This window comes from Cohnella hashimotonis (assembly GCF_030014955.1).
In the GTDB taxonomy this organism is placed as follows: Bacteria; Bacillota; Bacilli; order Paenibacillales; family Paenibacillaceae; genus Cohnella; species Cohnella hashimotonis.
Window position 1 is genome coordinate 1,435,266 of sequence record NZ_JAGRPV010000001.1, and the last position, 12,244, is coordinate 1,447,509.

Genomic DNA, 12,244 nt, shown 5'->3' on the forward strand with positions numbered 1-12,244 from the left:
ACTCAATTCTGTAGACGGTATAGGCAGTGGCAGGGGCTGTATAATGAGCTTGCAGCATCCACTAAAGGGGGAAATGATTTTGAAGAAAACAGCATTGTGGGCAACGAGTCTGCTCGTGGTTCTCTCCATGGCCGCATGCGGAAGCAACAACGGCAATAACGCTTCCGGGACGAAGGCATCCGGGACAAATGCATCCGGGACGAATGCATCCACGGCAAGCGGGCAGGCGGCCGGCAAAGAACAGATCAAATTTTACACGTTTAAAGCGAACAATCCGGATGAGCCGACGTACAAGGCCGTTCAGGCGTACAATGAATCGCAGGACAAGGTGGAAGTGGAATACGTCTCCCTCGTACAAAACAGCAACAGTACGGATTTTGTGAAGAAATTGGACATTATGATCGGAAGCGGCGAAGTCATTGACGTGTTCATGACCGGCAACGAAGACGAAGTGCTTGAACGGGCTTCGAGGGGCGTCGTGGAGCCGCTGAACGCGTATTTTGACAAAGAAAATGTGAAGCCGGAAGACGAATATACCAAGCTGGTTAAGTTCGACAATCAAATTTACGGTCTCTTGACGAGCTCGACACAATGGCTCACCGTATTCAATCGCGAGCATCTGGACAAGGCGGGTCTAAAGCTTCCCGAGATGGGATGGACGTGGGACGACTTCCGCGAGTATGCCAAGAAGCTGACGGTGGACGGACATTACGGGACGTACTTCCACACTTGGGGCGAATACGCCAATGTCATCGCTTATACCGAACGCCCGAATCCGCAGCTGGATGCCGACTTGAACCCGATCTTCGACGATCCTTCCTTCAAGTACTTCTTCGAACTGCGTCGCGACATGGAAGAGAAGGACAAGAGCGTGGAGCCGTATGCGGATGTGCTGGCCTCCAACTACCATGTCCTGCAGCAGTTTTTTGCCGGCAATGCCAGCATGCTGGCGGTGCCTAGCTATGTCGTACGAGCAGGTCTGAACCTGCAGAAGTTCCCGCACGACTTCCAGATGGTATACGCGCCGATTCCGCGCTCCATCGATTCGCAAGAAGTCGGCATGACCAATATTTCCGGCGCTCCGCTTGCGATCGGCGCAAAATCGAAGCATAAGGAAGCGGCCTACGACTTCGTGAGATGGATGTCGAAGGAATCTTCCAAGTACACGAACGAAGTTCCCGCCTACAAAGGTGCCGACGGAGCCGCGCTGATCAAAGATTTTTACAAAGACAATCAAAATCTGATCGACACCGAATCGTTGACCAAGACGCTGTTCGATCCGCGCATCAAAGTGCCGAATGCGTTCAGCGTGCCTTATGGATCAGAATTGAAAACGATCGTGGAGAACGGCTTCTCCAGCTATATGCTGAACCACCTCGGCTTCGATGAGGTGAAGACGACGATGACAAATGAAGTGAAAAAAGTGGTTGATGCGAACAAATAAAGCGGTTAACGGACGGAGAGCCGGCACGGGATAAGCTATAATAAAGCGTATTATGGGATTTCGGGTGGTCGATCGATATCATGGAATGGTTAAGCCGATTTTCGTTTCACCGCAAAATGCAGTTCTCGTTCCTGATGCTTATCCTCTTGCCGTTTATCGCCGTAACCTTTTGGGCCTATTCTTCGGTCAAGCAGAACGTAAGCGACAAACTCGCTCGTTCCAACGAAGAAACGCTGACGGTCATTGCGAACCAACTGGATAAGACGATCGACAGCATCTCCTTCGCATCGGTTTATTTTTCCCAAACGTACAATCCGGATATTTTGGAGAGCTTTCGGCATCTGAAGGATGCCGAAAGCTTTGCCGATTTCGCGACTTTTCAATCTTACACGCGGCTCGATTCCGTAGCCGATCTGTTGTTGATGCAATCGGCGGATGCTAACTTGAAGATGATGATTGTAAATAAGAAAAATCGATTGATCCTGGGCGATAAATCCGTTCCCTTATTTTCTGCGCTGCCGCCATCCTTTTTGCGGGAGAGCAGTCGACTGGATGAGAAGGAAACGACTTCCCTGCAATGGTTTGCTTCCGGCGAGGCTGACGTCGCTCCGGACTACTATTATGCAGCCCGCCTCATCGTCGATCCGCGCAATCGCGAGAAGCTGGCGACCATGTTCGTCGGGATCCCCCAATCGTATTTCCACAGCTTGCTGGACACCGGCAATCCCGACATGAGCTTCACGCTCGCCGACCGGTCGGGCGAGACCATTGCTGTTAAAGGCAAGCCTGTGCCCGCGGATTCCGGCGGCATGCTGACGACAAGGGTTTCCATACCGAAGACGGGCTGGGAACTCACCAGCATGATGCCTCGAACGTTTATCGACAGCCAGATTAACCGGGAGTTTTTGGTGTCCCTATCGCTCGTGGGCTTGTTTTTCTTCGCGTTCCTCATCCTGTCCCTGTTCTGGGCGGGTCATATCAACAGACCGATCAGCATGCTGCGTCTCAGTGTCAAGCAGTACGTTGGGGGCAAGCGCGATGTCCGTATTCCCGTGAAAGGCAAAGACGAGGTGGCCGTTCTGTCCGCCGCGTTTAACCAGATGCTGGACGACATTAACGGACTGCTGTTAAAGGTGGAAAGCGAGCAGGAGGAGAAAAGCCTGCTGGAGCTTAAAGCGTTGGCCGCGCAGATTCGTCCGCATTTTCTCCTGAACACGCTCAATTCGATCAAAGTCAGCTTGCTGCTGAGCGGCGACGAGCCGCACGGAACGATGATGGACGCCTTGATGAAGCTGCTGCGGGCCTACGTTCATATCGACGAACCGCTTAAGCTGGCCGAAGAGTGCAAGGTGCTGGGAAGTTATGTGCAGGTCATGCAAATTCGCAACCGGATGCGCATTGCGTTCGATTACGAGCTGGGAGAAGGAACAGAGTCGATCGAGCTGCCGAGGCTGCTACTGCAGCCGATCGTCGAGAACGCGATCCAACACGGGTTGTCTGCCAGGCCGGAAAATCCGACCATCGATCTGAGCGCCGCGATTCATGACCGCATGCTGGTGATTGCGATCGGAGACAACGGCAAGGGGCTCAGCGAGGAGAACCTCGCCCGTTTGAACCGACGGATGCTCGGGATGGCGGACGAGCTGCCGTCGCAGCCAGAGAAAGGCGTAGGCCTGGTCAACACGGCACGCCGACTGCAAGTGCTGTACGGGGATCAGGCGCGGCTGAAGGCAGCGGCTCGCGAAGGCGGCGGTACGATCTTTACCTTTTACATCCCGATCGCGATCGGAAAGGAGACGGACAATGATGATGAAGGTCATGCTGATCGATGACGATGTCCCGATGCTGGAGTATGTGGCGTATTTGCTGGAATCTCTCGATATCGAGCTGAAGCTCGTGGCTTCGGCTTCCAGCAGCGACCGGGCGCTGGAGGATTTTCATGAGACGCTGCCGGATGTCGTCATCGTCGACATCGGTCTGCCGGGCATGGACGGATTCGAGCTCGCCGAAGCGTTCCGGATGGCCAAGCCGGAGGTCCGGCTCGTATTCCTGACCTGTTATGAAGACTTCCAATATTCCAAACGAGCGTTCCAGCTCGAAGCCGACGATTATTTGATCAAGGATGAGTTATCGATCGAGCAGCTCAAGACAAGTCTGCGTAAAGCGGAAAATCGACTTCGCAACAGAGAGGAGCTGCTGGAACAATATTCGCTCCGGCAGACGGTCGAACGCAACAAAGAGGTGCTGCTGCAAAGCTTGCTGGCGCAATTGCTGTCACCGGGCATCGACGCCGCGCAGACGCTCGCATTAGGCGAACGCCTTGGCATCTCATGGAGGCTTCCGTACTTCCGCCAAGGCTTCCTTCATGTCGACGCCGCTTCCTTGATCGAGCGCTACGGCTACGCGGATGTACGCCTCATTCATTTCGCTGTGAACAATATTGCCATGGAATTATCCGCAGCGCACGGGGCGATTACGCCGATTTTAACGCAGGAATCGGGACTTTATCTCGTTTGGAATGTGACGGGCCCTGATGATTCCTATCAACCGTTGATCGATTTTATGGAATCGGTTCGCGCAAAAGTCGCGTACTATTTGAAAATCAGGGTCAGAGGGTTTTATGCGGAGCAGACCGTGCCGCTGCAGAAATTCGATACCGGTTATAAATCGCTGAGCGAACGCCGGGACAACCTTTTCTACGATAGCAATCCGGAAACCACGGCCATCACCGCCGTGGGACAATCCGGAGGATTCCGGCAAATGCCGGAGCGGGGCTGGGAAAAAGAACGGAGCATGCTGTCGCTGGCGCTCGAGGAAGGCAATGCCGCATGGATCGATATGGCCATTAATCCCTGGATTCAGCAGGTCGTCGCCGAGAGGCTCCTGCCACGGGTCGTCAAAGAAATTTGCGGCGATCTCGTCCGTCACATGGTGTTCGAATCGAAGGGCATCGCCGAGAGCCGCTTTTTCATTCTGCTGGGTCAGGCCGTACACGTCGAGGAAGCCGCGCAATTAACCAAGCGGGAACTGCGGAATCTGTGGAGACAGCATACGCTGGCGCCGGTATCCGGTCAGGAAAAAGAGATTCGACTGCAGGAGATCGACCGGTTCCTCGACGAACATATCGACCGTATGGTCTCCTCTTTGGAAATGGCGAATCACCTGCATCTGAATGCCAGCTATTTCTCGCGCTATTTTAAAAAGATGACAGGCGTCAATTTTACCGATTACGTCAACCAATACAAGATGCATATGGCCATTACGATGCTCAGCCAGCCGAACGAAACGGTGGAAAACGTGGCGTACACCCTCGGTTTCTCCAATCGCGCCTATTTTTCCAAAGTATTCAAAAAATACAGCGGCAATAGCCCAAGCGAATATAAGTTCCAGAATCATAGCAGCAGAGAGCAGGAGGAATAAAGTCAAAACTTTGCACCTGAACAGGCAATGAGATTGTACGCGCTCGTCAAGCGTTTCCATTTATGATGAAGCTACGGGAGGTGGACTAAACACACCCGTAAAAAGGAGGAACGATGGCGAATGGTGAGACGAAGAAAAGCGGTACTGCCTTTGCTCGTGTTGGTTAGTCTGCTGCTGGCAAGTCTGATGCCGGCTGCATCGCCGGTAGCCATGGCGGCGGGCACGACGTATTACGTGGACGCCGCGCAGGGGGACGACAACGCTTCGGGAACGAGCGCAACGTCGGCGTGGAAGACGCTCGCCAAGGTGAACGCGGTAACTTTCGCACCGGGAGACCGCATTTTGCTTAAAGCCGGAGGCGTGTGGAGCAATCAATATTTAGACTTGAAGGGCTCGGGAGTCAGCGGAAGTCCCATTGTCGTGGACCGTTATGGAAGCGGTTCCAAACCGATGATCCATTTCGGCAATACGAGCGTAAACGGAGAAGGATTCGGCGTTCGCCTGCGCAACGTATCCTACTGGGAGATCAATAATCTGGAGATCACGAGCGGAGAGCAGCCGACCGACATGAGGCGAAGCGGCGTTCTTGTCGTAGGAGAGGGGACCGGAGCCGGGAGTTTCAAACATATTTACATCAGGAACATCGACATTCATGACGTGTTTGGCACAGATCGCCGTACGGGAGGCATCAACTTCCATGCAAGAGGAACGAATACGTCGGTCGAGAGCACGTGGGACGACATCCTGATCGAGAATAATACGGTCGTCAACGTGGCGGATACGGGCATTCAGACGATGACGGATGCGTTCTCGAACAGCGGTTGGGCGCATAAGTACGACGCCTTCAAAAATGTTGTCATCCGCGGCAACTATGTGGAGAAAATTCACCGTGACGGTATTCTCGTTCGGGCTGCCGTGGCGCCCCTCATTGAGTACAATACAACCAATGCAATCGGCAACGCTTGCAACGTGAACACCGGCATCGTGAACTATTTAGACCACATTGCCGTAGTCGCGGCACAGTGGGCGTATTATACGACGGGAGCGGTGTTTCAGTACAACGAGGCATTCGATACCCGCAAGCTGGAAGGCGACGGTCAACCGTGGGATTTTGACATTCAGGTAACGGGAAGCGTATACCAATACAACTACAGCCACAACAATCAGGGCGGCACGCTGCTCGTGATGAACAATACGAACGACAACACGTTCCGCTACAACATCAGCCAGAATGACCTCGACGGCAACGGCGCATTTAACCTGGTTAACGGCGGAGGCAATCTTTACGTTTACAACAACGTTATTTATCGCTCCGGAACGCAGAACCGAGCGCTGACGCATGCCAGCGACACCGGGATGGCTTATTATACGAACAATATTTTCTATAACGGAGCAAGCGGACAATATACCAACAGCCCGAGAATGACCTACGATCATAACAGCTTCTACGGCTTGAACGCCAGCGTGCCAAGCGATCCGAACAAAATCGTTGGCAATCCGCAATTCGTAAGTCCGAATACCGCGACTGGCCGCGCCACGGCGGACGGGTACAAGCTTCTGTCGACGTCTCCTCTGATCAATGCGGGAGCGGCGGTTGCCAATAACGGCGGCAAGGACTTTTATGGAAACGCCCTGTACAATGGAGCACCTGACATTGGGGCATTTGAATACGCTGGTTCGATTACGCCGCCGGTGACGCTTTTGTCCGACGACTTTGAAGACAATGATATCAGCGATTGGACGGTCTCAGGCGGCTCCTGGGGGACGGCGACGGATGGAAGTGTGACGCTATCGCAAAATACGTCCGCCGGTGAAGCGGTGGCTTATAAGGGCAATGGGATCTGGAGCGATTATACGTATTCGGCGCGAGTCAAGCTGCTTACGTCTTTCGGCAACGCTGGGCTGCTATTCCGGTACGCAGACAATGCCAATTACTATTTGTTCCGCTTGAACGATAGTGGGGACAAGGCTGAGCTGTACAAGAAAAGCGGAGGCACCATGACGCTCGTGAGCAGTGCCGGCTGCACGGTCAACCCCGGCCAATGGGCGGCGATGAAGGTGAAAGTCGTCGGTTCTTCCATAACCGGCTACGTAGATGGCGTTCAGCTTGTCCAATGGACGGATTCATCGGCGCTGGCGGCCGGCAAAATCGGCATTCGGATGGTGTCCAGTACAGCCCGAATCGACGACGTAAACGTCGTACAGTAAGGCGAATGCAAGGAGGGGAAGCGGCGATGGTCAGGACCGATCGGAAAAGACGTTATGGATTTCTGATAGCGGGATTAATCGCAGCGCTCGCGCTGGCGTGCTTGGCTTCAGGGGCATTCGGATCGTTCGGACCGTTCGGATCATTCGGATTGTTCGGATCGTTGCCCGCTTCCTCTCCAAACAGGACCGCAGGGCATGCTGAGCCAACGAATGGCGATGAGGTGGTGACGCTGGTGAACGGCGATGCCGTGACGCTGAAGGAGTTTAAAGCCCGGATGCCGAGGCTGCGCGGGGAGATCATGATGTACTGCCAGCAGAACTACGGCCTGGATCCCAACGAATCGACATTTTGGAGCGCATCCTGCGGCGGGAAATCATCGCTTGAGAGGCTGAAGGAAGCGACGCTGCGTCTCCTGGAGGAAGATCGGATTCGCGAACAAGCAGCCGTTAAGGCGGGACTTCATGCTGCAATCGGTTATGACGCCTTTCTCCAAGGGTGGGAGACGGAGAACCGGGAACGCGCCAGGCGGGTTGCCGCCGGCCAGGTCATCTTCGGTCCTCGCGAATTCAGCGAATCGGCTTATTACCAATATGTCGTCGCCAACACGGTTCTCGCCCTCAAGCAGTGGCTGCAGGAGCAAAAGGGCGAAACGAATTATGAGAGATGGATCGACGAGCAGCTTGAGCAGGCAACGATAGAGCTGAACCGGCAGCTGTATGAGAAAATCGCGCTGTGAAGGCCGGCTTGCACGATCTCATTCGGCAGGAGCCTCCAACACCGTCGACCCTCTGTGGAATCCCCCTTGGAGCCGGATATGCTCATACGGAAGATTCGGATTGGACAGTCTCCACAGCATGCGATCCGCGCCGCGAACGCCAACTTCCTTGATGGGCAGCTCAGGCCTGGTCAAATCGGGCAGGTGCGCATTCGGCGCATGCTCCAGACCGATCAGGGAATAGTCGCTTGGAATGTGGCGGCCCAGCAGGCTGCATCCGTAATACACCCAGGCCAGATCCTGCTCCAGGCCGGAGAGAATGGCGGTCGGCTTTTCTCGTATGAGCAGATCCGACAGCATGGCGGTATACCATTCCTTCGATCCGGCCCGGGTCAGATGGCGGTCTTCCTCCGCAGACAATCCGGCCGAATTCATCGCTTCCTGAAATGCCTGCCAACGCAGGCGAAAGCCTCGATGCAAACGGATGTCTCCGATATACAGAATCCGCCGGTGTCCCCGATCCAGCAGGTACCGCACGGATTGATGAACGGCGGAGGAGACGTCCCAGATCAAGCTGTCCACTTGGGCGGCGGGCGGCGGATAGTTGAGCAATATTTTGGTTACAGGCAAGCGCAGCAATTGTTCTTCGATTTTTGCGGCGATCATCGGGGTCAGAAAAAGACCGTCTGTATAATGCAGGCCATTTGTATCCGCCCAATCATCGAATGCCGCCTCGGATCCTTGGTCCGGCGGCGCAAACAGCATCTCGAGCTTATGACCGAACGCCGCCAGCCTCGATTGGACCCCTTCATATAACTTTTGATGAATAACGACAAGTCCCTCATGCGGGACGATAAACGCGAATCTCCGCGGCTTCGAGGAATAAATCGGAATTCGCTCCACCGCCATGCCCCGCTCTTGTTCCTTCGTCCGGTATCCCAACCGGCCGGCCAGTCCGATCACTTCGCTGCGCGTCTCTTCGGACATGCCCGGCAAGCCGCGAAGCGCCTTGGATACGGTATGGACGGTCAGTCCCAATTGATCGGCTATCGTTTGCAGCGTGATCTTCTTCTTATTCGGCATGATGAATTCCTCGCATTCGCATCTTCTGTTTACATTATAGGGAAAAGTGAAACAAAAATAAAACTAAAAATGAAGCTTTGATGGCGGTACAATGAAAACAAATTGTTGGAGGTGTTCTCATTGACCGATCCCGTACAAACGCTGCTCTTGCCGGCGCGCGAACTATCCGTCTACGCGAATGTGGATGTCGTCGTGGCCGGAGGGGGTCCGGCCGGCGTCGGCGCCGCGCTCGCCGCTGCCAGGAACGGAGCATCCGTGCTGCTCATCGAGCAAAGAGGGTATCTGGGCGGCATGGCGACGGTGTCGCAGGTTCCCGCCTTTTGCCCGTACACCGATCATGTCAAACCGGTGATCCGAGGCATAGGCCTTGAGATCCTCGACGATATGAAGCAGAAGATGGAGGCTTCGTTCCAGGAGGAGTGGCGGGATGAGCTCGATTGGGTGCCGATTGACGCGGAAGTGTTAAAACGCTTGCTGGACCATAAAGTGGCGGAGGCCGGCGTCAAAGTGCTGTACCATACGTTCGTCGGACACGTTGTTCAACAAGGCGGCACGATCGAGGCCGTCGTCATTCACAACAAATCCGGGACGCAGGCGGTGAAGGCTGCGCTCTTCATCGACGCGACGAGCGATGCCGACCTTACGCATCTGGCCGGAGGGCGGTTGGTCAAAGGCGGGGACGACGGCGAGCTCCAGCCGGGCACGATGTGCTTCGTCCTCAACAATCTGGACCGGCAAAAGTTTCTCGCCGGCGCCGACACCCACGGCAGCGACCTGAAGCATGCGATCAACAAGGCGAAAAGCGAAGGGCGGCTGCGCGTCGCCAGAGATTGGGCCGGCATCTCATGGCTGAACGATCATACGGCGGGCTTTAACTTCGGGCACGTCTTCGGAATCGACGGCTCGAACGCGGACGACCTCACGCGCGGCGCGATTGAAGGCCGCGCGCTCGTAGAGCACATCACGGCATGGCTCCGGGAATCGATTCCGGGCTTCGAGCATGCCTTCCTTGCGCTGACGGGAGAGCAGATCGGCATCCGGGAGACCCGCCGGATCGTCGGCGATTATATCGTCACGGCAGACGATTTTCTCAAATGTCGTTCATTCCCGGACGATATCGCGCGCAACGCCTACTTCATCGATATTCATATGGCGAAGCCGACGAGCGGCATGACGATGGTCCATCTGCCGCCGGGAGAATCGCACGGCATCCCTTATCGTGCGCTGCTGCCCGTCGGCATCGACAATGTCATCGTAGCGGGCAGGGCGATCTCGACCGACCGGGCGACGCAAGGCTCCACACGGGTCATGCCGAATTGCTTCGCTATGGGCGAAGCCGCCGGCACTGCAGCGGCGATTCTGGCCGAACAAGGCTTGCGCGAGACGCGCGCCGTCGATATCGAGACCTTGCAGCGCAGGCTTGTCCGTCAGGGAGCCTGGCTGGGAGATGCGATCAACGAACGCTACGGCTGAAGATAGGCGATGAATGCCGTTCTGTACTGAAATTCGATTATAACGGAGGTATCTTCATTTGGTGGCGATTCAGAAATTGGAGCCTGACATTTTAGTAGCCGGGGGAGGAATCTCGGGCGTGTCGGCAGCGGTCGCAGCCGCCCGCAACGGCGCAAAGGTCGTGCTCTGCCAAGATCGGCCTGTGCTGGGGGGGAACGCTTCTTCCGAAATACGGATGCATATCGTCGGGGCGGCTAACTCCAAACGGAGAAAGGAGCTGGAAACGGAAGCGCGCGAAGGCGGAATGATTGAGGAAATTCTGCTGGAAAACGCTGTTCGCAATCCCCAGCGGAGCGCCTCGATGTTCGACTTGATCCTTTACGAGAAATGCAGGGCCGAGCCGAATCTGACGTTATTGCTGAACACAACGGTGATTGAAGCGGATGTGAAGGAGGGAAGGATTGCATCCGTTCTGGCGGTTAGAGAGAGCACGGAGCATCGGTTCCGGATCCATGCTAAATTGTATATGGATTGCACAGGGGACGGACGGCTTGGCATGGAAGCGGGCGCTTTATATAAGACAGGGCGCGAGGCGGCCAGCGAGTATGGGGAGACACTCGCGAGCGAGAACGGGGACCCGTATCGACAGGGATCGTCGCTGTTGTTCACGACCCGGGATACCGGGAGGCCTATGCGTTTCATACCGCCCGCTTGGGCGCGCAAATTTTCGGAAGACGATCTGAAGTTTCGAAGCCACGATACCTGGGAATACGGCTATTGGTGGGTCGAATTCGGGGGCATGATGGACACGATCGCCGAAAACGAGACGATTCGGGACGAACTGCTGGCGATTATGCTGGGCGTCTGGGATCATATCAAAAATAGCGGCAATCATCCGGAATCGGAAAATTGGGCGCTGGATTGGTTCGGATTTGTGCCGGGAAAAAGGGAGTCGCGCCGTTTTATCGGAAAATACTTGCTTACGCAGGCCGATCTGGAACAAGCGCGTCACTTTGACGATGTCATCGCATACGGCGGATGGCCGATGGACACGCATCCGCCGGAAGGCATCGATGCGACCGAGCTGAATCCGGCCCATCAACCGTTCAGCCCGTATGTGTACGGCATCCCGCTCAGAGCGCTCATCAGCGCCAACGTGGAAAACCTCATGTTCGCCGGACGAAACATCTCGGCAACGCATATCGCTTTCTCCAGTACGCGTGTGATGGGGACCTGCGCCGCGATGGGACAAGGCGCGGGCACGGCTGCCGCTTTAATCGTTCAATCCGGGATAACGCTGAACGATGCGCTTTCCGACATGGCGTTCATTCAGAACGTTCAACGGCAGCTTTTGAGGCAGGATGTCTATCTACCCGGTATCGCGCCGGCAAAGGATAACTTGGCGTCAAGTGCGGTCATTCGCGCTTCTTCCGAACAGCCGGAAGGCCAAGCTGCCAACGTAACCGACGGCTATACCCGATCGATGCATGGACCGGGCGGCGCCAGACCGGAATTGACCGTCCCCGGAACGCATCGCTGGATGTCGCAGCCCGGCGATCCGGCGCCCTGGATCGAACTGGAGTGGCCGGCGCCAGTGTCGATCAGCGAGATCGTGTTCGTCTTCGACACAGGCATGCATCGCAGACTGACCCTGACCCATTCCGATGAAGTATTGAACACGATGGAATGGGGGCCGCAGCCGGAGACGATCAAGGACTTCCGTGTGACGGTAGGGTACGCCGACCCGGAATCTCAAGATCAGCTGTTGTTTTCAGTCCAGAATAACTACCTCCGGCAAATCGTCCGAAAAGTGAACGAGGAGAATGTAAAAAAACTGCGTGTAGATATCGACGGCACGAATGGGCTGGACCATGCCCGATTATTCGAAATTCGCTGTTATGAATAAAGAAGGGCATAAAAT

At 55.3% G+C, this 12,244-nt stretch carries 8 protein-coding genes; 7 read left to right on the forward strand and 1 reads right to left on the reverse strand.

Annotated elements, in window-relative coordinates; genetic code table 11:
- Positions 1 to 79 precede the first annotated feature (79 nt).
- The 5 genes from KB449_RS05610 to KB449_RS05630 all read left to right on the forward strand — a co-directional run bounded on the left by KB449_RS05610 (position 80) and on the right by KB449_RS05630 (position 7,809).
- Positions 80 to 1,444, forward strand: coding sequence for an ABC transporter substrate-binding protein (locus tag KB449_RS05610; RefSeq protein WP_282907432.1), 1,365 nt, complete (start codon positions 80 to 82; stop codon positions 1,442 to 1,444).
- A gap of 80 nt (positions 1,445 to 1,524) precedes the next feature.
- Positions 1,525 to 3,276 (forward strand): sensor histidine kinase, encoded by a 1,752-nt coding sequence (locus KB449_RS05615; RefSeq protein WP_282907433.1) that lies wholly within the window; start codon positions 1,525 to 1,527, stop codon positions 3,274 to 3,276.
- Positions 3,251 to 4,864 carry a response regulator transcription factor gene (locus KB449_RS05620; protein WP_282907434.1) on the forward strand — a complete coding sequence of 538 codons (1,614 nt, stop codon included), beginning with the start codon at positions 3,251 to 3,253 and terminating at the stop codon, positions 4,862 to 4,864. Before KB449_RS05615 ends, KB449_RS05620 begins: the two co-directional genes overlap by 26 nt.
- A gap of 120 nt (positions 4,865 to 4,984) precedes the next feature.
- A complete protein-coding gene (locus tag KB449_RS05625) occupies positions 4,985 to 7,072 on the forward strand; it encodes a 3-keto-alpha-glucoside-1,2-lyase-like domain-containing protein (RefSeq protein ID WP_282907435.1) in 2,088 nt (695 codons plus the stop codon).
- 26 nt (positions 7,073 to 7,098) lie between these two features.
- Positions 7,099 to 7,809 carry a hypothetical protein gene (locus KB449_RS05630; RefSeq protein ID WP_282907436.1) on the forward strand — a complete coding sequence of 237 codons (711 nt, stop codon included), beginning with the start codon at positions 7,099 to 7,101 and terminating at the stop codon, positions 7,807 to 7,809.
- A gap of 18 nt (positions 7,810 to 7,827) precedes the next feature.
- Here KB449_RS05630 and KB449_RS05635 read toward each other — a convergent pair whose 3' ends face one another.
- A complete protein-coding gene (locus tag KB449_RS05635) occupies positions 7,828 to 8,871 on the reverse strand; it encodes a LacI family DNA-binding transcriptional regulator (protein ID WP_282907437.1) in 1,044 nt (347 codons plus the stop codon).
- A 120-nt stretch (positions 8,872 to 8,991) separates the two neighbouring features.
- Here KB449_RS05635 and KB449_RS05640 point away from each other — a divergent pair, with 120 nt between their 5' ends.
- Together KB449_RS05640 and KB449_RS05645 are read left to right on the forward strand one after the other, a co-directional pair.
- Positions 8,992 to 10,344 (forward strand): FAD-dependent oxidoreductase, encoded by a 1,353-nt coding sequence (locus KB449_RS05640; RefSeq protein ID WP_282907438.1) that lies wholly within the window; start codon positions 8,992 to 8,994, stop codon positions 10,342 to 10,344.
- 61 nt (positions 10,345 to 10,405) lie between these two features.
- A complete protein-coding gene (locus KB449_RS05645) occupies positions 10,406 to 12,229 on the forward strand; it encodes an FAD-dependent oxidoreductase (RefSeq protein WP_282907439.1) in 1,824 nt (607 codons plus the stop codon).
- The last annotated feature ends 15 nt before the right edge of the window (positions 12,230 to 12,244 follow it).

What these genes read in the sequence shown, in the direction of transcription:
- KB449_RS05635 (WP_282907437.1), bottom strand. Translation starts at nt 8,871, where the DNA reads ATGCCGAATAAGAAGAAGATCACGCTGCAAACGATAGCCGATCAATTG.
- KB449_RS05630 (WP_282907436.1), top strand. Translation starts at nt 7,099, where the DNA reads ATGGTCAGGACCGATCGGAAAAGACGTTATGGATTTCTGATAGCGGGA.
- KB449_RS05620 (WP_282907434.1), top strand. Translation starts at nt 3,251, where the DNA reads ATGATGAAGGTCATGCTGATCGATGACGATGTCCCGATGCTGGAGTAT.
- KB449_RS05615 (WP_282907433.1), top strand. Translation starts at nt 1,525, where the DNA reads ATGGAATGGTTAAGCCGATTTTCGTTTCACCGCAAAATGCAGTTCTCG.
- KB449_RS05625 (WP_282907435.1), top strand. Translation starts at nt 4,985, where the DNA reads ATGGTGAGACGAAGAAAAGCGGTACTGCCTTTGCTCGTGTTGGTTAGT.